At 58.6% G+C, this 19,809-nt stretch carries 16 protein-coding genes; 6 read left to right on the top strand and 10 right to left on the bottom strand.

Annotation, left to right across the window (positions count from 1 at the left end; translation table 11 throughout):
• Positions 1-32: 32 nt before the first annotated feature.
• From F2P47_RS07580 to F2P47_RS07560, 5 genes are all read right to left on the bottom strand, one after another.
• Entirely contained in the window at positions 33-1,331 is a 1,299-nt protein-coding gene (locus tag F2P47_RS07580) for an RsmB/NOP family class I SAM-dependent RNA methyltransferase (protein ID WP_152215748.1), read from the bottom strand.
• An 18-nt stretch (positions 1,332-1,349) separates the two neighbouring features.
• Complete coding sequence (gene guaB / locus F2P47_RS07575; protein WP_152215747.1) at positions 1,350-2,810, bottom strand: IMP dehydrogenase; 1,461 nt, start codon at positions 2,808-2,810, stop codon at positions 1,350-1,352.
• Between the two features lie 170 nt (positions 2,811-2,980).
• Positions 2,981-3,715 carry an RlmE family RNA methyltransferase gene (locus tag F2P47_RS07570; RefSeq protein WP_152215746.1) on the bottom strand — a complete coding sequence of 245 codons (735 nt, stop codon included), beginning with the start codon at positions 3,713-3,715 and terminating at the stop codon, positions 2,981-2,983.
• Between the two features lie 5 nt (positions 3,716-3,720).
• On the bottom strand, positions 3,721-5,025 hold the full coding sequence (locus F2P47_RS07565) for a Ppx/GppA phosphatase family protein (protein WP_246176796.1): 1,305 nt from the start codon (positions 5,023-5,025) through the stop codon (positions 3,721-3,723).
• Between the two features lie 219 nt (positions 5,026-5,244).
• Positions 5,245-6,762 (bottom strand): aminotransferase-like domain-containing protein, encoded by a 1,518-nt coding sequence (locus F2P47_RS07560; protein WP_204886572.1) that lies wholly within the window; start codon positions 6,760-6,762, stop codon positions 5,245-5,247.
• 30 nt (positions 6,763-6,792) lie between these two features.
• On the opposite strand from F2P47_RS07560, the gene mddA reads away from it, so the two are divergent.
• Positions 6,793-7,554: a methanethiol S-methyltransferase gene (gene mddA / locus F2P47_RS07555; RefSeq protein ID WP_152215745.1), complete on the top strand. Its 762-nt coding sequence runs from the start codon at positions 6,793-6,795 to the stop codon at positions 7,552-7,554.
• Positions 7,555-7,831: 277 nt separating this feature from the next.
• Positions 7,832-9,526, top strand: a complete 1,695-nt coding sequence (locus F2P47_RS07550; RefSeq protein WP_152215744.1) for a site-specific integrase — start codon at positions 7,832-7,834, stop codon at positions 9,524-9,526.
• 4 nt (positions 9,527-9,530) lie between these two features.
• Here F2P47_RS07550 and F2P47_RS07545 read toward each other — a convergent pair whose 3' ends face one another.
• From F2P47_RS07545 to F2P47_RS07525, 5 genes are all read right to left on the bottom strand, one after another.
• Positions 9,531-10,076, bottom strand: a complete 546-nt coding sequence (locus F2P47_RS07545; protein ID WP_185681003.1) for a phospholipase D family nuclease — start codon at positions 10,074-10,076, stop codon at positions 9,531-9,533.
• A gap of 173 nt (positions 10,077-10,249) precedes the next feature.
• Positions 10,250-10,798 (bottom strand): hypothetical protein, encoded by a 549-nt coding sequence (locus tag F2P47_RS07540; protein ID WP_152215742.1) that lies wholly within the window; start codon positions 10,796-10,798, stop codon positions 10,250-10,252.
• Positions 10,799-10,878: 80 nt separating this feature from the next.
• The gene (locus F2P47_RS07535; RefSeq protein WP_246176794.1) at positions 10,879-11,577 is read right to left on the bottom strand and encodes a hypothetical protein; all 699 of its coding nucleotides are present in this window, start codon (positions 11,575-11,577) and stop codon (positions 10,879-10,881) included.
• 179 nt (positions 11,578-11,756) lie between these two features.
• Positions 11,757-13,076: a hypothetical protein gene (locus F2P47_RS07530; RefSeq protein WP_152215741.1), complete on the bottom strand. Its 1,320-nt coding sequence runs from the start codon at positions 13,074-13,076 to the stop codon at positions 11,757-11,759.
• A 176-nt stretch (positions 13,077-13,252) separates the two neighbouring features.
• Positions 13,253-13,864 carry a recombinase family protein gene (locus F2P47_RS07525; protein WP_152215740.1) on the bottom strand — a complete coding sequence of 204 codons (612 nt, stop codon included), beginning with the start codon at positions 13,862-13,864 and terminating at the stop codon, positions 13,253-13,255.
• 302 nt (positions 13,865-14,166) lie between these two features.
• On the opposite strand from F2P47_RS07525, the gene F2P47_RS07520 reads away from it, so the two are divergent.
• The 4 genes from F2P47_RS07520 to F2P47_RS07500 all read left to right on the top strand — a co-directional run bounded on the left by F2P47_RS07520 (position 14,167) and on the right by F2P47_RS07500 (position 19,503).
• The gene (locus F2P47_RS07520; RefSeq protein WP_152215739.1) at positions 14,167-14,454 is read left to right on the top strand and encodes a hypothetical protein; all 288 of its coding nucleotides are present in this window, start codon (positions 14,167-14,169) and stop codon (positions 14,452-14,454) included.
• A gap of 131 nt (positions 14,455-14,585) precedes the next feature.
• Complete coding sequence (locus F2P47_RS07515; RefSeq protein WP_152215738.1) at positions 14,586-14,999, top strand: mobile mystery protein B; 414 nt, start codon at positions 14,586-14,588, stop codon at positions 14,997-14,999.
• Positions 15,000-15,158: 159 nt separating this feature from the next.
• Positions 15,159-17,147 (top strand): site-specific DNA-methyltransferase, encoded by a 1,989-nt coding sequence (locus F2P47_RS07505; protein ID WP_152215737.1) that lies wholly within the window; start codon positions 15,159-15,161, stop codon positions 17,145-17,147.
• Entirely contained in the window at positions 17,140-19,503 is a 2,364-nt protein-coding gene (locus tag F2P47_RS07500; protein ID WP_152215736.1) for a DEAD/DEAH box helicase family protein, read from the top strand. The genes F2P47_RS07505 and F2P47_RS07500 overlap by 8 nt, the downstream gene beginning before the upstream one ends.
• The last annotated feature ends 306 nt before the right edge of the window (positions 19,504-19,809 follow it).

The raw sequence follows: 19,809 nt of genomic DNA, 5'->3' as shown, positions 1-19,809 counted from the left end.
TTGCGTCAAGAGCCCTCCATCCGCGCATGATTTCAGGTCTTTCTCTGCATGATGGCGACAAAGAATCCGTCCGTTCCGCACCGGACGGGCGAGAGCCGAAGAGCAAGACCGGGCGGCGCATGGGGCACCGGCAAGTCGTCCGGCCAGCGAGCCTGCCAAGGCAGCTGCACAAAATCCTCACACTGGCCGAGGAAACCCGCGATGCGGTCTTCGTTCTCCGATGGAAGAAGCGAACAGGTGACGTAGACGAGCCGTCCGCCGGGGCGGACGAGACGCGCGCCGCGAGCCAGAACTTCGGCCTGCGTCACCCGGTAGCTTTCGAGCAGTTCCGGCGTGAGCCGCCAGCGCGCATCGGGGCTGCGTCGCCAGGCGCCCGTGCCGCTGCACGGCGCATCGACCAGCACGCTATCTGCTTTGCCCTCAAGATCGGGAAAGTCCGCATCGGCGCCGCCCGGCAGGATATGCGGCTTGATGAAGCGCGTCTGGATATTGCGCGTGCCCGCCCGCTGCGCGCGGGGCATCAGCTTCGCGAGGCGACGGCGATCCGTGTCGCAGGCGTGTATCTGCCCGCGATTGCCCATGAGCGCCGCTAGCGCCAGCGACTTGCCGCCGCCGCCCGCGCAGAGATCGACCACCTGTTCACCTGGCGCAGCGCCCGCGACGAGGCAGGCAAGCTGCGAGCCCTCGTCCTGCACTTCGACGAGCCCGTCGCGGAAGGCCTTGAGCCCCGTGATGTTGGCGCGGCCCTTGAGACGCAGTCCCCAGGGCGAAAGCGGGCAAGACTCCGTTTCTACATTCTCGGCGGCCAACGCTTCCATCGCCGCCTCGCGCGTTCCCTTCAGCAGGTTGACGCGCAGGTCGGTCGGCGCGCGCTCCATCAGAGCGACCATCTCGGCTTCGAGATCGCCACCGAAGGCGCGCTCGAATTCGGCATGGAGCCATTCGGGATAATTGAGCCGCACGGAAGCCGGCGCATCGGCGGCAGGCAGCACCGCGGCGCGCAGCGCCGCCGCCTCATCCGGCGCGAGCGCGGCGGGCGCATGGCGCGCGCCGTCGGCCAGCGCCATGGCGCCCGCATGTCCAGCCCCGTCGATGAGCGCGACAGCGCCAAGCGCGAGGAGACGCGGCGTATCAGCGCCCAGCGCAGCGGCAAGTTCGGCACGATGCCGCAGTACGCTATAGACGAGTTCGCTCACCGCCGCGCGATCCTTCGATCCCGCGAAGCGGCTCGCCCGAGCCCAGCCATCGACCACACGATCGGCGGGGTGCCTCATCTCGGCGATGGTTGAAAGAATATCGATCGCCGCCTGAAGACGGGCCCCGGGGGTCATGTTTCCGCCTGACTGAAATTAGCTGCCGACGCCGGGATAGTTCGGCGCCTCGCGCGTGATCGTGACGTCGTGGACGTGGCTCTCGCGGAGGGAGGCAGACGAGATGCGCACGAACTGTGCACGCTCCTGGAAGTCCTTCACCGTCGCCGAGCCGGTATAGCCCATGGAGGCGCGCAGCCCGCCGACGAGTTGGTGGATGACATTGCCGACCGGCCCCTTGTAAGGCACTTGTCCTTCAATACCTTCGGGGACGAGCTTCAGCGAATCCTTCACATCCTGCTGGAAGTAGCGGTCCGCCGAGCCAAGCGCCATGGCGCCCACTGAGCCCATGCCGCGATAGGCTTTGTAGCTGCGGCCCTGATAGAGGAAGACCTCGCCGGGGCTCTCTTCCGTGCCTGCGAAAAGCGAGCCGATCATGGCGCATTCGGCGCCCGCCGCGATCGCCTTGGCGAGGTCGCCGGAGAACTTGATGCCACCATCGGCGATCACCGGAACGTCGGCCTTACGTGCCACCTCGACCACATCGAGGATGGCGGTGAGCTGCGGTACGCCAATACCCGCGACGATGCGCGTGGTGCAGATCGAGCCCGGACCGATGCCAACCTTGACCGCGTCCGCGCCTGCGTCGATCAGCGACTTGGCGCCGTCGCCCGTGGCGACATTGCCCGCAATGACCTGCGTGGCGTTGGAAAGCTTCTTGATGCGCTCGACGGCTTCGGACACGCGCGCCGAATGCCCATGCGCCGTATCGACGACGATGACGTCAACACCCGCGTCAATCAACGCCTCGGTCCGTGCGAAGCCCTCGTCGCCCACCGTGGTCGCGGCGGCGACGCGCAGCCGACCCTGATCGTCCTTCGCGGCGTTTGGGTGCAACTGGGCCTTCTCGATGTCCTTCACCGTGATGAGGCCGATGCAGTGATAGGCGTCGTCCACGACGAGAAGCTTCTCGATGCGGTGCTTGTGGAGAAGGCGCTTGGCCTCTTCCTGCTTCACGCCGTCCTTCACCGTGATGAGGTTCTCTTTCGTCATCAGGTTACGAACCGGCTCTTGCAGATTGGTTGCAAAGCGCACATCACGATTGGTGAGGATGCCGGCGAGCTTGCCCGAGCCTTCGACCACCGGAATACCGGTGATGCCGTGACGCTGCATCAGGGCGAAGGCGTCGGCCAGCGTGGCGTCCGGCTCGATCGTGACCGGGTTCACGACCATGCCCGATTCGAACTTCTTGACCATGCGGACATTCTCGGCCTGCTCTTCAGCCGACATGTTGCGATGAAGGACGCCGATGCCGCCGGCCTGCGCCATGGCGATGGCGAGACGGCCTTCGGTGACCGTGTCCATGGCCGCGGAAATGAGCGGAATGCCAAGGGCAATCGAACGCGTCAGTCGCGTTTTCGTATCGGCCTGACTTGGCAGGATAGAAGAGGCCGCAGGCAGCAAGAGAACGTCATCAAACGTCAGTGCTTCGCGGATCATTCGCCAACCTCCTGCCCTGCAATAGCGGGCTAAATCCAGATCATGTGTTGGCGGTGGCTTCTACCATCGTTACCCAGGAATGCAAAGGAAGATTGGGCGACGGCGGTTTGACGCAGCTTCCGATGATTGTCAGCCCCGCTTCGGTGCCCGGCCGACAGCACCGAAAAAGCTCACTCAGACTCTACGCTTTGCTTTCGAAAGCCTTGAGCCAAAACATACATTTCTGCCGAATCGGCTCGGCTCGCAGCCGGCTTCACATGGCGCACATTCTTGAAGTGCTGCTTGAGCGTGGCCAGAAGCTCGTTCTCCGTCCCGCCGCGCAATACCTTGGCGCAATAGGTGCCACCCTCGCTCAGAACCTCGGTCGCAAACTGGGCCGCCGCCTCGCAGAGCGCCATGATCTTCAAATGGTCGGTCTGGCGATGGCCCGTCGCATGGGCGGCCATGTCGGAGAGCACGACATCCGCCTCGCCACCCAGAATCTCCTTCACCTGATCGTCGGCGCCGTCGGACAGGAAGTCGAGCTTCATGATGGTGGCGCCGGCCATGGGCTCCATGTCGAGAATATCGACGCCGATCACCCGCCCCTGCTTATCGCCGCGACCCTCGAGCGCCTTCACGCGCTCGACCGCAATCTGGCACCAGCCGCCCGGCGCGGCGCCGAGATCGACCACCCGGCCGCCCGCCTTCAGGAAGTGGAACTTGTCATCCATCTCGGCGAGCTTGTAGGCCGCGCGCGACCGGAAGCCCTCCTTCTTCGCAGCGTGGACATAGGGATCATTGAGCTGGCGCTGAAGCCAGAGTGTCGAGGACAGTGTGCGCTTCTTCGCCGTCTTCACCCGCACCTTGAGCGCGCGCGGCGCATTGCCCTTTGTAAGGCCCTTTGTAGGCTTTTTGCCTGTCATGCGGACTATTCTCCTGCGGCGGCGCGCCGGGCGCCGCGGCGGCGGCGACGGCGGCGCGTACGCGCCATATCTGTTTCCATGAGTGACAGAAGAATGCCTTCACGCAAACCCCTGTCGGCAACCCTGAGCCGTTCGGCGGGCCAGGCTATCGCGATCGCCTCGAAAATAGCGCAGCCGGCGAGCACCAGATCGGCGCGCTCGCGCCCCACGCAAGGATGCGCCGCACGGGCCTGATAATCGAGCGCAAGGAGATCGCGCGTCACCCGGTAGACATCGCCGGGCGTGATCCAGATACCGTCCACCCGGGATCGGTCGTAGCGCTCGAGGCCGAGATGGACGCCCGCGATGGTCGTCACCGTGCCCGAGGTTCCGAGGAGGTGAAAACTCTCCTCCCCGTCGGTGCCCCGCGTCGCCCGAAGCCGCGCGATGAAGGGCGCAATGCGCTCGCTCACCTCATCGACCATGCGGTCATAGAGTTCAGGCGATATGTCGATGCCGCCATGGCCTTCGGCCAGCGTAACCACACCGCAGGGAAGCGACGTCCAGTCCTCGATATGGGGCCGGTCGCCCGATCCACCGCCACCTTGCTGGCGCACCCAGATAAGCTCGGTCGAGCCGCCGCCAATGTCGAAGACCAGCGCCGACGAACATTCGCGGTCGAGCAACGGCGCGCAGCCCGCAACCGCGAGCTTCGCTTCGTCCTCGTTGGAGACGATTTCGAGGTCGAGCCCCGTATCGTGCTTCACGCGCTCAATGAACGCCGCCCCGTTGGCCGCCCGGCGGCAGGCTTCCGTCGCGATAAGACGCGCCCGGGTGACGCCTCGGCGCTTCATCTTCTCGGCACAGACGCGCAGCGCATCGGTAGCGCGGTTCATGGCCTCGTCGCTCAGCCGACCGCTCGCCGTCAGCCCCTCGCCCAGGCGCACGATGCGCGAAAAGGCATCGACCACCTTGAAGCCGTCGCGCGAACGCCGCGCGATCAGAAGGCGGCAATTATTCGTGCCGAGATCGAGCGCGCCATAGAGATGCTCATCGCCGGGCCGGGTTCCACGCTGCCCCTCGGGACGACGCCCACCGCCATTTGGACGCGCGGCCTTGCCCTGCGATCCGGCACGGCCCGCGGTTTGCGGCGCGGCGGGGCGTTGGGCCGGCTTTGGGGATTGCTTCGCGACCTCAGCGTTTGCGCCGCTCGCGGATGCTTTTCCACGACGCGCGCGGCGACGCCTCCGCCCCTTGCGAGGGGCGCGCTCGGCAGAAGCGCTATCGGCAGCCGGAGACGAAACCGCAATACGGGCGTCATGTGACGCCACGCCTTGTTCCGCCTGACCAGCCTGGGACGCCGAAGGGACATTGCCCTCGCCGCCCCGGTCACCTTCTGGGTGCACGGTCGACCTGACCCGGGGAGCTGCGAATGCCCCATGCGGGGGCCGCGCTGCCAGCCGGACTCCTGTTCTTTCAGTTGAGGCGGAGTGTAACAGGTCGGTCCCACGGGTAAAGCCATACGAAGCGGGAAACGAAGGACGAAGACCTCAGTCCTCCTCATCCTCACCGCGAATCTGGTTCAGAAAGCGGCCGAGCCTCGGGTCGTCGCACAAGGCCACGTTGAACCGCATCCAGGGCGACCGCTCCAGATTGGGTCGAAAGACCTCACCGACGCCAAGGATAACGCCCTGCCTTCGCGCACGCTCGGAAAGCTGCTTCGCGTCGTCAATTCCGGGAAAGCGCGCCCACAGGAAGTTGCCGCCGCGCGGTTCGAGAAAAATTTCCATTCCCGCGTCGCGCAGAAGACGCAACGCCGAGTTGCGCGCCTCGACGATGCGTTCGTGCATCCGCCTGAGATAGCGGCCGTAATGCCCATCCGTCAGCAGCCGGCAGACAAGTTTTTCACCGAAGAGCGATGTCGAGATGGAGGATAGCACCTTGATGTTGGCCAGATTGTCGATCAGTTCCCTGCTGGCGGCGACGAAGCCCACGCGCAGACTGCCCGAAAGTGCCTTGGAGAAACTCCTCACATAGAGGACCCGATCCAATTGATCGAGCGTAGCCAGCCGCACGCCTTGTATCGGATCGAGGTCGCAATAGGTGTCATCCTCAACAAGGATGAGGTCGAGCTCCTTCGCAGCCTGCAACAGCCGGTGCGCGACTGCCGGGGAGGTATCGGAGCCGGTAGGATTCTGCAGAGCCGATTGGGTGAAGAAGATCCTCGCGCCGTGTTCAGTGGCAAGCCTGCACAAAGCGTCAACGTCGGGACCGTCGACCCGCCTGGGCACGCCTATGAGCCGCGCACCGTGAAAACGCAGGTAGCCGAAGAGATTGTAGTAACCTGGATCCTCGACCAGCACTGCGTCGCCAGGCTTGATCAGACTACGAAGGATGAGGTCAAAACCCTGACTGGTTCCACCTGTCGTCAATATCTGTTCCAGGCCCAGTTCGACGCCAAGCCGGGCCATCATCCCCTGCAGTTCCCGCCGTAACGGCAAATATCCCAGCGGCGGCCCATAACGTGTGAGGTGAGTGATGTCGCCCCGCCCCAGCGACCGCACGACCTGCTGCATCGCCTCGACATCCATCCAGTCGTCCGGCAGCCATGGACCTCCGACCTTCAGCCAATCGTCCGAGGTTTCGAGTACCTCACGGATCAACCACGCGACGTCATAGTTGCGGGTATCTTCCGGCTCTGGCGCCAAACGGCGATGACCTTCGGCGACGTAGAAGCCAGCGCCGGGCCGCGCGTCGAGATAACCCTGAGCTGTCAACCGGTCATAGGCATCGACGACCGCGTGCCGGCTCGTTCCGCATGCAGCCGCCATGGCGCGGATTGAAGGCAGGCGGGTGCCGCTCACCAGCACCTTCCGCTCAATCTGCCTCAGTACCGCGTCGCAAATACGGTCTGCCGCCGGACGGGTATCGTCCGGGCGCTGCCCTAGCTCGACGATGAGACCTTGCGAGACGATGGCCATGAAAGACTGTACCACCGGCTGACCGGTACAGTGGCGGACAATTGCGGCCGAATTGTCCGGGCCAATTTCACGCGGAACCTTCAGCATTCCCCCATTGCACAAATGGAGGACAACCTCATGGGCAGGTTCTTGCAAATGCTTTACGCCGTTGGCGCCTATGCGCTCTTTCTGGTCGTGTTCCTTTATTCGATAGGTTTCGTGGGCAACTTTCTGGTGCCCAAGTCGATCGATGGCGGGGAACCCGCGACACTACTGTCATCGCTGGCGATCGACGCGTCACTGCTGGGGCTCTTCGCCATCCAGCACAGCGTCATGGCCCGCCCTGCCTTCAAACGTTGGTGGACGCGGATCGTCCCCGTCGGCATCGAGCGCAGCACCTATGTCGTCGCGACAAGCCTCGCCATGGCGCTGCTATTCTGGCAATGGCGTCCGCTTGAGGCGACGATCTGGGCGCTTGACGGGCTTCCTGCGCAGCTCGTTCTTGGCACCTGTCTGCTTGGCTGGGTCGTCGTTCTGATTTCGACCTTCATGTTGAGCCACTTCGAATTGTTCGGGCTCACGCAAGCCTATGCCGCCTTCAGCGGGCGCGCCGTCCGATCGGCTATGTTCCATACGCCCATGCTCTATGGACTGGTCCGCCATCCAATCATGCTGGGCTTCATCATTGCCTTCTGGGCGGCGCCAATCATGACGCTCGGCCACCTCGTCTTTGCCGCGGCGACCACGCTCTATATCCTGATCGCCTTGCAGCTCGAGGAAGCCGATCTGATCGCCAATTTCGGCGACACCTACCGAGACTATCGCCGCCGAGTGCCGATGTTGGTCCCTTCTACCCGCAGGCGTGGCTCAGCCCCCGAACCGCGCCTCGTCCGTCGATAGGCAGGCGCGCAAGAGACGGCCATCCGTCGCATATCGGGGATCCGAGACGACCCGGATCCCCCACCATGATGGAAAACATCAAGATCGCCCAAGCGCCGGCAGCAGCGGCGATGGCTTCCTAAGGGCAGATTTTTCGTCGGTCTGGCAAAGATTGGCTGGGGGACTAGGACGATCATCAACGAGTGACATTTTCATTTTGATTTCAAATGCTTGCTTATTTTCATAGGGTTAGGGATAAAGGGCTGTACTAAACTCCTGTACTAAACTCTGAGGGAAAATGCCCCCTAAACCCACCCGCGAGCCCTCCTACCTCAAACAACGAGGGAACCAATGGTGGTTCCAGATAGGGGTGCCGAAGGACGTGCGAGCAGCGTTTGGCAAGGCACTCGTAGCAGTGCCATTGGGGACCACTGACAAGCGCGAGGCGCGCGGCTTGGCGTCTGTTGAGGTGGTCAGGGTAAGAGAGGTCTTCGCCCGCCTCCGGGGCAAGGTAAGCCTCACTAGCGCCGACATCGAAGGGGCAGCGAGGGACGCCTATCAATCCCAGTTGGCGATCTATGCTGGGCTGGGGCAGAACCCCTCCGATGAAGACGATGACATAGACACCGCAATCAGCCTCTATGGGGACGCGCTGAGGGACCGGCGCTACGCGCTTGTGGCAGGCGAGGCCGCTGAAGTCATCGGGAGTCGGGGAGCAACTGTTGCAGTCGGTAGCCCGATTTACAACGCGCTATGCGCCGCCCTCTGCCTCGCCCACCTAGAAGCCTTCAACGGGCGTAGGGCCTTCCTGAAGGGGCAGGCGTTCACTCCTAGGGCCAACTTCACCCGCACCGAACTCGATCCCCTGACCTTGCAACCTGTCATAGCGTCCCGCCAGCAGAAGGTGAAGGCCGGGGCCTCTGGGAAGGACGGACGGTTCTCGACGGTCGCCAGCCGGTATGTTGATGCTTCTATGAGGGATGCGACGGTGGCTTGGTCCCAGCAGACCAAGGCGCAGTATGAGGCCACCTTCAGACTGTTTGAGGACTACGTTGAGGATTGCCCGCTGGCGTCGGTGACGCGCGAGGATGCCGCCTCCTTCCTTGACGCTATCGCCACACTCAATCCGTCCTACGGGCGCGGCAGGGGCGCGAAACAGATGTCGTTCTCAGAGCTTCTTCAGAAGTTCAAGAGCAACGACGGTGGCTTGGGTAACAAAACCCTCAATCGACATCTCACCGCCTTAAACGGCCTTTGGAAGTGGGCTCGCACGAACGGGGTAGTCACATCCGACAATCCGTTCAGTGGCCTCATGCGGCGCGTGTCGAAGAATGACGGTTGGGTTCCCTTCAACCTTGAGGAACTGAACGCACTATTCGGCTCCACACTCTACAAGGAGGCAACACTTGAGGAGAGGCTGAGGCCAAAAGTTCACACGATGAAGCAAGCCCTGCTATGGGCTCCGATCATCTCCCTGTATTGCGGGCTGCGGTCGAATGAAATTTGCCAGCTAAGGCCCGGCGACGTGGCGAAGGAGGATGGCGTCTGGCGCTTCAACGTGTCCGAAGAGGGAGAGAACCAAGAGTTGAAGACGGACGCTTCTGTGCGGAAGGTGCCTGTCCATTCCAAGTTAATAGAGTGCGGCTTTCTGAAGTACCTCAAGCACGTTGAGAGGGAGACGTTACTGTTTCCCGGCCTTAAAAGCGGTGGGCGTGACAAGAAGTACAACACTCAATTCGTGCAACGCTTCTTCGACCTGAGGATGGACGCGGGCATAACCCGAGACAAGGTTGTCTTCCATTCCTTCAGGAAGAACGTGGGGACGGCGCTAGAGCGTGCGAGGGTGCCCGAGAGCGAAGCTGTGCAGATACTCGGTCATGAGAAGCTTTCTATGAGCTACAGCATCTACAGTATTGGACTGACGCTTCCGCAATTGTCGGATGTGGTGGAGAAGATCGCTTATCCAAAACTCAATCTCAGACATCTGGCGTAAGCGATTAGTTGATGCGCGTGCCTTGCCTAAGTTCATAGGGCACCGACACAGCCTTTCGACTCATGAAGTTCGCGGCATGAGCAGCGGCCACATTCCGGTTGCCGACAATCTCGATGACGTTCTCAGCATTGGACCTCTGTGCTGCCTTGGTGAAGTTGAACGAGCCGGTCAGCACAATCGGCCTCGCATCCCCTTTATCAATGATGACGACTTTGTTGTGGGCGATCTTTGGTTTGACATCGACCAGCACCGGGATGTGCGCGTTAGCGAGGAAGGTTGCGCCAGTGTAACGGGCCGTCCGTTGGCTCTTGTCCACTATAGCCAGCACCTCGACGCCACGTTCAGACGCCTCGGCGATGGCATTGGCGATGGGCGCGGACGTGAACGAATACGCCTGAACCTTGATCGTGTGTTTGGCGCTGGCGATGGCGGCGACAATCATACCCTCGCAGTCCATGCCGGGCGTGAAGCAGACACGGTAAGCCGCGCCGCTTTGGAACGGGCGCAGCTCATCGGCGCTGACCGGCGACCACAAGACGACGATTGCCATCGTCGCTCTTGCCCATTTCGCGTGCATTGCAGAATTTCTCTCAGGTAATGGCAGGGGACGGAGGGAGAGAGGCCGCAATAGCCGACCCTGGCCGGTACATGTCCGAAACTCAAGCTGCCATATGCCGTGTAGCTGGCATCCCGTCGGGTGATCGATAAAAGCCTCACCTGCTTCTACACCACGAGTCCGGTCGACCAATCAAATTCGCCTTGATCACTATTCTTGACGTCTAGAACTTCCTGAATTTTCGAAACTATTTCTCCATACCGAGCCCTTGTCGCAAAAATAAGAAGCTCCCGGACGATAGGACATTCCTGAAAATAGCGCCGATAAATTCCTCCGAAATTTCGTATCCACATTATTTCAGAAAATGGACGGTCGTATCCAGGATCGAAGTCTCGTAGCAAACGCTCTATGGTGTCAGCCTGAAAGTCTGCCGAACATCCGTTAGCAGGATGCCATCGACACGTGAGGCTTTTGGCCTGATTTATGACAACGCACAGAGTGACTGAAGGGCGCGAAACATTCCAATTCTTGGAGTCGAGGAGCGACGTCAACCCCTCGTTCTCCTCCAAGAACGCGTCGCTTATTTCATCCATCAGCCTTTGATTTCCAGCATCCGAACCAATTCCATTTAGGCGTACCTCTGCTTTTGCCAGTTCAAGGTATTTCGCACTTGAGAGCGCAGAGTTCCAAACCATAGGCATTTCAGTAATTGCCAATTGTCGCCCCTCAGTCACACGAATAAATCAGCCGCTTTCCGGCGTTGGTCTTCTAAGTCAGTCAATGTGAACTTAGCATATTATATGCTGCAAAGCTCAGCCCGGATGATCTCGGTGGAGAGATGCAGCTGACCGCCTAGATGACGAAGCACTCGTCCTCTGCTAATCGGAAATTTATGAAGCAACACGGACAACCGTCCCCCTCCGGTCCGCTCTCGCTCCCAATGCTTGTGAGTTCCGCTCGCCATGCGATGAACTGCCTTAGCCATCTGCACCTCCCGGAATTCAACATGTAAGTCTGGTTGAAGATCATTCTTGATGGCTAAGACGACAGAGATAGCGGCGGCGATAATGGCTAGCGGATCGACGTTCGCTTGTCGTAGCCGCGCCCATGTAGCCTTCGCTCGCTTCTCAGGGGGCAGTCCGCGTAACCTGAACGCTTCCACAGCAGGCCCACTACGTCGCATGAGCGAGGCAATAGCATCCACCGCGTTGCGGACTTCGATGTCATCGCTATGCGCCTGCAACCACGCCGTGGCGGTGGCCCGATGTGGCGAAAGCTCGGCGGCGGTGTAGGACTTCTTGGTGTAGCTGCCGTGGCGCTGAAAATGATCTTCGTGGCTTCGACAATAGAGCCGATTGAGTCCCTTACCGGATGCGGCGCGTGTCGGCTTCTTGCAATCGAAGATGCGGCAGCGGGGATACGGTGTGGCCTTTGCGGCAACGCGCTGTTGGACATCTGTGCTCCGCTTATGGCGGCGTTCAGTGGACCCGCTCATTCCTTACGGGCCCCTCTATGGTGAACGTAGGTTGTATATAAGATTATATAGACCATACTACCCCCCTCACCATCTCCCCCTAGGGTAGTACCTAGATGGTCCATCATCCTCAATCTCACTTGAGCCTCTTCGCTTAGGGTATTCGGAGGGTGATGGTTGTAGGTAGGTCATCCGGGGGCCTATTCCCTCGACACCTGGCCTATCAGGCCCGTGTGCTTCTTAAAGATGTTGACCATCGCCGTCTCTGTAACGTCGGCGTCGCTCGCCTTCACGATCACAGCATCATGAACAGGGAGAGCAACAACGCCCTTGCTCATCAGCGAGAGGAGAACTTCAACAAGGATGTTGCTCTCGACGTATTGAAGTGAGAAGCCGAGGTCAGGCACGATCTTCGTCGCCACCGGCTTGTGAAACTTGAGCAACAATTTCAAGGCGTCACTGATCGCAAGACCATTGGGGAACAGAGGTCTTGTGTTGGCCGGCATCCGGCTAAAGACGGGGCCATTGAAGAGGGCTGCATTCCACAGCTTCTTCCACCCCTCTCGATGTATTTCATAACCGGGCACGGCATAGCAGTCCGCTGGCGGCGTCGCCCCACAGAGGCCGTAGAGAGTGCGTGCCGACATTTGCCGGTAGTCGATGGTCACGACTTCTTCATCATCGATTAGCAAACCTGAGGCTCGCTCTTCTTTTTTAAGCCCTTGCCAAAAGCCACCGAACAATCGACCCCCCTGATTGAACGCTCCATTGTTGAACATGCGCCGCATCGATCGGTCATCGATGTCTACAGGGTGTTTGGTCTCCAGTCCTTCATCGAAGTTCAGCTCAGCTTCATCAAGCCATGTGTTGATCATCTCCAAGTCACTTCTGAGGCGGATCGTTGCCGGTGTCTCGGCGTAGGCGATTGTCTGCTTGCTACCAAGCCGCCCCTCTTTGGCTCCCTTCAGGACGATGATCTCGCGCCCTTTGCGCTGCCTGAGGTCGCCAAGCGTGATCTCACTTTCACGCATGAGCTTTAGAAGCCTCCAGCCAGCGGTGCATGTCGTCCGCCGACCGGGTCCGAATGCGCCTCGATAGCCTTCTTTGAGGCGGAGGAAGGATAGTTCCTTCGACGCCAAACGTTTCAACGCTTCGGGAAAGGTCTTGTTGAGGGCTGGTGCCCGATACCGATTTGCGCGGCTCAGCTTTTCCTTCGACATGGGCGTCATGATGGCCCGGTCCGGCGAGGCGAGCGTGCAATACATCGCGTCACAGACGATGGCCTCGATCATCAACTCGAATGTCTTTTGGTCGGTAGCCTTCCGCCGTCTCTGGCGAAGTCCCTTATGCTCTTCGTAGTGCTCAAGCTCATTGATGATGTCGGCAACGATGGCCTTTGCCGAAGGTGACTTCGCGCTGCGCCAAGGGTCGAACGGACGGTCACGGATAGGGGGCTCTTTGGGGGCAGGTGAGACAGACACCTTCGCCTTGCCGTCACGTAGATATAGACGTCCCGTCATATGCCTCGCCTTTACACGTCGATGAAGTCACTTGAAGGCGGAAGGCACTAAGCATGCGGGCCCGCAACCGATTAGGTCTCAGTTCAGTCTTGTTCGCTGATGGTTTGTGCCAGCGCACGGAGTTTATTCAGGCGGGGTATCCATCGGGCGTGAACTTATGTCCTGGGTATGCCTCTTCAAGTTCGGCCACCGTCCGATAGATCATTGCCACCGGCTGAGACAGCGGGATTGTCTTGGTCATTCGGAGCGTGGCCTAGGATGCGATAGACGTGAGCCTTGGAAAGCTTGTACTCGGCCATGAGGTCTTTGATAAGCACCCCCTCGGCACGCTTCCGTCTGATCTCTGCCTTGCCTGCGTCTTCGATTTTGCGTGGCGGCCCGAACCGCACCATTTTCTCTTTGGCCTTGGCGATGCCATCCATCTGCCTCTCTTTGCGGATGCCGGTCTCAAACTCTGCGATGGAGGCGAGCACATCGAACAGAAGCTTCCCGTGGGGAGTGGAGGTGTCGATGCTCTGGTCGAGCACCACCATGTTCACGTTCTTGCGCTTCAGGCCGTCAGCAATCTGATGAAGGTGGAGTGTCGAGCGAGCGAGCCGGTCGAGGCGGCTAATTACGAACGTGTCGCCATCTCTCAGGTAGTCGAGACAAGACTTCAACTCGGGGCGGGAACTATCAAGGCCGGATCGCTTCTCGCTGAATACCTTGTCGCAATCCTTCAGCTTGGCTAGCTGGACCTCTAGCGACTGCCCGATAGAACTCACCCGCGCGTACCCGACCCGTGCCATGTTCGTCTCCCAATGTCTTTACCTCATGAGAATTGTCTTATGAGACATGGAATGAGACATGTCAAGCGTAATGTCTCTTAGAGTATAGAAAATGAGACTAGGCGTGCGGGCGCATAGCGAGTCGCTGAGTCGATTGGGGGCTTAGGTGGGAATTCCCTGCCTAGGCCCTTAATGCTTCCCCAGCGCCTCCTATGAGTCGCCTGAGGTGTGTTCTCGGTTCCCAGCCGGTCGCCACCTGTGTTAGCGTGAACAGAGGGAGAACATAGACTGGGCACCCTGCCATGATGCAACGCGCGAACCTGATGAAAGAGAGACGCAGTAGGGCAGAGAAGACCATGCTCGTCCGGCTCCCCCTCCTAACGCCCCCGCAGGGCTTCGGGCGGGACCTGCGCGAGATGCTCCGTTGGCTTGATGAGACTGTCGGGAGGGGCGGTTACCAGTGGTTACCGTCTGGTATGAGGCTACCGGATGCGGTCCATCTCTTCCTCCCAGACTTGGTGACCGCACAGGCGTTTGCCGAGCGGTGGCCGGTGGTGGGTATTGAGGTGACGCGGGAAGGCGGCACTGAGGATGAGGCGAGGGGCGACTAGGTGGCGATGAGGGGCCTCGGTTGTTGCAGAGGCGCAGGCACCCCAAGGGGGGAAATGACCGGCGACCACCCCACGATAGGCCGCTTGTAAATTTGTGATATTTCAGAGAGCCCGATTAATGAGGCTAAGCGGTGCTCTGCGATCAATCTTCATCAACGCATTTTTGTGGCCAGGTCTGGAAATGGGCTGGCATCTATCTCAAGACCAACAAGAAACTTGGCGTCAATCATTGGGAGGTGCAGCCTAAATTACTGCGGGTGTTCGATGACGTCCACAACTGGATCGAAAACAAGACCTATCCTCCCGACAAGATCGCGGTGCGATTCCACCGCGACATCGTTTGGATGCATCCGTTCCCGAATGGCAATGGTCGCTGGTCACGCCAGATGGCGTACATGCTGGCTGTCCGAGTTGGCCAGCTACACTTTACGAGGCGCGACAGTGTTCACCGCGTGCCGGACGAAATCCGAAAGGCGTATATCGCCGCGCTACAGGCAGCCGATAACCAAGACTATAGTCTGCTGTGGGCGTTTGCCCGCTCCTGACCGCTGACTAGCCGATTTTGGCGGGTCTTGTAAGATTGCCCAGCGCCCCGACAGCTTGCTGTGAATCCGCATGCTTTTTTTGTGTTCAATAAGGTTGGGCATTCTCTATATGTTCTCCTTCAACTTTCCTCTCCGCACCCTCCAACCGTCAGGCAAGCCATGAATTACGACCAGTTGTCTCGCTCTGCGCTGATTCGACTGCTTCAGCAGAACGACGCTGCGCTCAACGACGCGGGCAAGGACGGCATCGTGATGAACTACACGGGCCGGGCCGCGCCGTGGCAGATCATCCGGCTAGTGAAGCCGAAGCTCTCTAGAATCGTAAAAAAGCTCTGCGTCGGCGATGAACAACAACAGTGCGAGAATGAAATTTGGGATGGCGAAAACCTCTCGGCGATGGTCACGCTCTACAAGTATCGCGGCCAAGTTGATCTGATACTCACCGATCCGCCCTACAACACCGGCGAAGATTTTAGATACAACGACAAGTGGGACAAAGACCCGAACGACCCGGACTTGGGTGAGCTGGTTCCCAAAGACGACGGCTCGCGTCATAGCAAATGGCTTCGCTTTATGACGCCTCGCGTCTGGATGATGCGGGAAATGCTGAAGCCGGGCGGTGTCATTGCCATCTGCATCGATCACCGCGAACTTTACCGCCTCGGCATGTTGATGGACGAAATTTTCAAAGAAGAAAACCGAATCGGGATCATCAACTGGCAGAAGAGCTACTCGCCACGGAGCGACAACAAGGGCCTCTCTACAGCCACCGAGTATGTTCTCGTCTATGCAAAGAACGCCGAGCGAGCAAAGACGGGCCTTACGGAGCGAACGGTCGCGATGAACTCGCGCTATCAGACGCCCGACAACGATCCAGATGAATGGAAGTCAGGTGATGCGTCGGGTCCAAACGCTTCGACTCATCGGAAAATGGTCTACGCCATTCAAAGCCCGTTCACAGGCGAACTTTACTACCCGCCGCAGGGCCGGTGCTGGGCTAATGAAAAGAAAAGTATGAGAGCCTGGCTCGAAGCATGGGGCAGCTCATATCAGGAAGTATGGGTCGGCGACGGCAATGAAATTCGTGAAAAAGGAAAGACGATACGCGTCAATGCGCTCGTCCTGAAGGGAACCTCATTCAAGAACGGCAAGCAGGTTGGCGGAGAGCCAATTCTCAAGGCCGCGCGTAAAGCTGCTCTGCTTCGCATGAAGGAAGGGACTTGGCCGGCGCTGTACTTTGGCTTGAAAGGCGAAGCGGGACCGCAGCTCAAACGGTATTTGAAGGACGTTAAGAAGGGCAAAGTGCCTATGACTTATTGGGCGGACGAAGATTACGAGACGCCGCTCAACATCGGCACGCAATCGTGGGATCATGTTGAGTCAGGTCACAGCCAAGCAGGCGTTACGGAGCTCGATGAAGTTGTGGGACGCGGCCATGATTTCAAAACCGTCAAACCGCTTCGACTCATCAAGAAAATTATCCAGATTTGGTGTCCGCCCGAAGGCATTATCCTTGATCCATTTGCAGGTTCGGGAACGACGGGGCAAGCGACCGTGGAACTCAATCAGGCGGTTGGAGCCAAGCGCCGTTTCATACTTATTGAACAAGGGAACACGGAAAAAGGCGACCACTACGCCAAAACACTGACCGTCGAGCGTATCCGGCGGGTGCTGACTGGCGATTGGGCATCTGGCAAGCGCGCGCCAATTCCTGGAGGCTTCCGTTTCATCGAACTGAAGAAGGAGAAGATTGACGCCGAAGCGGTCAATGCGCTCGCGCGCGAAGAAATGATCGACTTGCTTCTGACCAGCTATTGGGACAAGGCTGAAAAGGCTAAATCATATCTGCGACGCCTGCCGGCAGGGCAGCATCGCTATCTCTTTGCCGTGAACACCAAGAATGAGGGCTTCTTTCTCGTATGGCAGTCGTCTGATGATGAGTCAGTGCTGAATAGGGAGGTGTTCAAGTCCATCGTCCTCGAAGCGAAGGCTGCCAAGCTCACACCTCACTACCACGTATATGCGACGTTTGCGCCTTACACAGGCGCTGGCATGGAGTTCTACAAAATCCCCGACAGAGTACTGGAGCATATCGGGTTCAATCCGCGATCCGACGCCTACAACAACGAGGAGTGTGCGGATGCTTGAGCTTAAGGTTTTTCAGGCGGATAGCGCGAGAACGATGGCAGATCGTTACGCCTATTTCGCCAGCCATCCTGATCGACCACGCAAAGGCACAAAGCCGCGCCCGTTTTTTCAGGCCTTGTCCGCGCTGACAGGCGCCGGTAAGACACCGATTCTGGCTCAGGCTGTCGTACTCATGCGAGCTTACTTCGGCTGCGAGCCGATTGTGCTTTGGATGTCCAAAGCCAAATCAGTAGTAGCCCAGACCTACACGAATTTCGCCGATGGAAAATACAGCCATATCGTGGATGGATTCGAGGTCATTAATGTTCAACAACTCAATCCGACGCTTATCGCTGACGGCTCCACCCCGCTGCTGCTAATGACCACCACGGGATTGTTCAATAACAAGGATCAATCCGAAGGCGCTCTCAACATTTATAAGAAGGACAACGACCTTTTCGGCGATCAGTCACCCTGGGAGCGGCTCATTGAACGCAAATACGACGGAAAGCGCCGTCCACTGCTCATTGTCTATGACGAAGGGCATAATCTCTCGGAACAGCAGACGGAATTGCTGGCTGAATTGGAACCAGACGCATACCTGCTCGCTAGTGCGACGCTAAAACTTCCCGCGAATTTCCAGAAATCGGTCATCCAGCCTATTTCGCTCTGGTTCGAAGAAGTTTCCGATTCCACGCCTTTCGTGATGCTTAATGCCGTCGATTCGGACGGAAAGCCAGAAGCCGAGCGCTTCATTACCACCGCCGTGAGCAGCGAAAAGGTCGTCGAAGCACAGCTCGTTAAGAAGGCCATTCAGTTCGATGGCACGACAGCCGCGATGGAACAGTGCCTGGACGATCTATGCGAACGCATGAACGTGCTCAACAACGAGATTGCGAACCAAGACCTGAATTTTAAGCCAAAGGCGATCTACGTTTGCAAAACTAACATCGCAGACGACGGCGAGAAAGATGACGCCACAAAACCGTTTGAACATCGGAAAGCCCCACCCATTCGCATTTGGCGTTACCTGGTCGAAGAAAAAGGAATCTCGCCGAAAGACATTGCCATCTACGCCAACCTCACTTTTGTCGATGGTAACAAACCCAAAGTAGTAAACCTCTTTTCAAAGGGCGAGAACGATTTCGATGAGTTTCAAGCGGGAAATTACCATCATGTTATTTTCAATCTGTCATTGCAGGAAGGCTGGGACGACCCTGCATGCTATCTCGCTTACATCGACAAAAGCATGGGGTCGTCAATCCAAGTAGAGCAGATTATTGGTCGCGTTTTGCGTCAATACGGCGCAACCCACTACGAAAGCCCTCTGCTCAACAGCGCCCACTTCTTTCTTCGCGTCGATAGCCAGAGCGTATTCTCGGACGCCATTCAAAAGGTTCGGACAAAGCTACAGTCTGAGGGCGCTCCAATTGAAATCAGCAGTAATTTTGGAACCAAGGGTAGCGTCGCCGAAGATCTATCGCCCAAGGATGACGTGCCGGTGGAGCTGCATCACATCTTTGTCGATTCCGAAGCGGCCAGGAAGCGTATCGCTGAGATCGTGAGTGATTTTCTGACTTTTGCGGAGGGCCACCCGGACACCCTCGGCGAGGCCCACACCACGACGCAGCTTGTGGACTTACATGAGCTGGGCAAGGATCAAGGGGCGTTGGAGTGGAAGCCGGACGGCAACACCAATCCAATGCGACTTCGCTGGCTCGTAAACACCGCTATTAAGTCGCGCTCATCGCGCGCTCTTGCCGTCGTCGATTTGAAAGAAAAAAAGTTCGACGTGCGTATCCAGGTCCAAAGCAGGGTTGACAAGCTAACGCACAAGCTAGCGCAAGAGGTCGTATCCGCTTTCTTCCAGCACTCTGACCTAGTGTACGAGAGCGTGAAGCCCTTCAAATTCGGAGTACTTCGTGTGCCTAAAGATGCTCCCGCTTTCAGCAATGCACTCTATGATCGTTACACTGGCTTCAACAAGTTTGAATTAGTCTTCGCCAGGGCGCTCGATATCACTGGTGCGACATGGCATAGAAATCCTGTGAGTGGCGGATTTTTTATTCCTCTTCTTTCCGAGGGTGATACTGCCTCCTTCTATCCTGACTTCATCGTTTGGAGGAAAGGGCTTATTTATTGTCTTGATACAAAAGGCGGCCACCTCTTGTCAGATGCGGTTGCACGGAAGCTTTTCGACATCAGAGAAGATGGGAAGACGAAGATTCTTGTGCGCTTCATTACGGAGGGAAAGCAAACGGAACTTCGCGGTAAAGCCATCAAGGGCGGATACACTGTTTGGAAGATGAAGTCGGGGCAGTCTACTCCCATTCATGTTGCGGACCTCGACGCCGCCGTGACAGAAAGTTTGAAATAGGAAGACTGTTGGCCGTCCGACTTGAATGCTGTCCTCAGACGGCTGGCTATTTCCACTCCACGAATGTTCCAGACGAACGCACGGCGGCCCGCTGACCGGCCAAGCTGTTCGAGTATAGTTCCGTCGTCATATCGGCCTGGCGCCGTGCAAACTGAAGTTTCCCCCATCGGGGATTAGAGCCGCGGCATGATTATGCCCTCTCGGGCGGGTTGAGCAACAGGCCGGCACACGGAGCCATCACAGAGTGGAACGTGAAGGCCTGTTGCGATGAGCTTGGCGGCGAAGGCCGCCGGTGTCCGGTAGTCG

Source organism: Parvibaculum sedimenti (assembly GCF_009184905.1).
GTDB lineage: Bacteria > Pseudomonadota > Alphaproteobacteria > Parvibaculales > Parvibaculaceae > Parvibaculum > Parvibaculum sedimenti.
This window is presented reverse-complemented; position numbering and strand designations above follow the sequence as displayed.